This window comes from Actinosynnema sp. NPDC023658 (assembly GCF_040639995.1).
Lineage (GTDB): Bacteria > Actinomycetota > Actinomycetes > Mycobacteriales > Pseudonocardiaceae > Actinosynnema.
In genome coordinates, this window is sequence record NZ_JBFAAX010001321.1 from 1 (window position 1) to 1,321 (window position 1,321).

Annotated in this window: 1 protein-coding gene and 1 pseudogene; both read right to left on the minus strand. The window is 70.2% G+C overall.

The window, feature by feature from the left end; all coding sequences use genetic code 11:
• Nucleotides 1-157: pseudogene (locus AB0G02_RS40645) on the minus strand (oxidoreductase); the annotation flags it as partial.
• Between the two features lie 48 nt (nucleotides 158-205).
• A partial coding sequence (locus AB0G02_RS40650) for an acyl-CoA dehydrogenase family protein (RefSeq protein WP_360806006.1) occupies nucleotides 206-1,321 on the minus strand: 1,116 nt, incomplete at its 5' end.

Consider the following 1,321-nt stretch of genomic DNA (forward strand, 5'->3'; position numbering starts at 1 on the left):
TGACCGCGACGTCCTTGGGGTGCTCGGCGCTCATCCGCCGGAACACCGGTGCGAGCAGCTCGTCCTCCATGACCCGGCGGTAGAAGTCCTCGGTCAGCCTCTCCAGCGCCTCCGCGCCGCCCATCCACTCGTAGATGGTGGGTGTTCCCTCCGCCATTGCGCCTTCCTCCAGGGTTGTCCTGCCTGCACGACGGGTCCTCGTCGGTCACAGCCCGAGGGAGCGACCGATCATCTCCTTCATGATCTCGGTGGTGCCGCCGTAGATCGTCTGCACGCGGCTGTTGGTCCAGTCCGAGGCGATGGGGCTCTCCCTGACGTACCCGGAGCCGCCGTGCAGCTGCAGGCACCGGTCGGCCACCCGCACCTGGAGCTCGGTCGTCCACCACTTCGCCTTCGCCGCGTCGGTGACGGTCAGCCGCCCCGCGTTCAGCTCGGTCGTGCAGTGGTTGAGGAAGACCCGGGCGAGGGTGATCTCGGTGTCCAGGGTGGCCAGCGCGAACCGGTTGTGCTGGAAGCTGCCGATGGCCTGGCCGAACGCCCTGCGGGTGGTGGCGTGGACCAACGTGTCGGCCAGCATCTTCTCCGCAGTGGCGACCGCGACCGTGGCGATGCACATCCGCTCGCGCGGTATGCCGGACATCAGGTAGCCCTGGCCGGCGTTCTCCCGGCCGATCAGGTTGGCCGCCGGCACCCGGCAGTCGTCGAAGAACAGCTCCGTGGTGTCGCTGGCCCGCCAGCCGAGCTTGTCCATCCGCCGCCCGCGGGTGAAGCCGGGCGTGCCGCGTTCGACGACCAGCAGGCTGAGCCCCTGGTGCCCGCGCGCGGACGTGGTCCTGGCCGCGACGATGACGAGGTCGGCGTTCTCACCGTTGGTGATGAACGTCTTCTGGCCGTTGAGCACGTAGTGGTCGCCGTCGCGCACGGCGGTGGTCCTGATGCCGCCGAGGTCCGAGCCCGCCTCCGGCTCGGTCATCGCGATCGCGGCGATGAGGTCGCCGGAGCACAGGCCGGGCAGCCACCGCGACTTCTGCTCCGGCGTGGTGCGCACGGACAGGTAGCACGCGATCAGGTCGTTGTGCGCGACGAAACCCGGCGCGGTGACCCCGGCCCGGACGAGCTCCTCGATGAACACCGCGGTGTAGCGGAAGTCGTGCTCGTCCGCGCCGCCGTGCTCGACCGGGACGTCGAGGCCGAGCAGCCCGGCCTTGCCCGCCTTGCGCCAGACCTCGCGGTCGAAGATGCCCTGCCGCTCCCACTCGGCGTGGTACGGGACGGCTTCGCGGGCCAGGAACGTGCGGCACAGGTCGCGGAACTCCTCGTG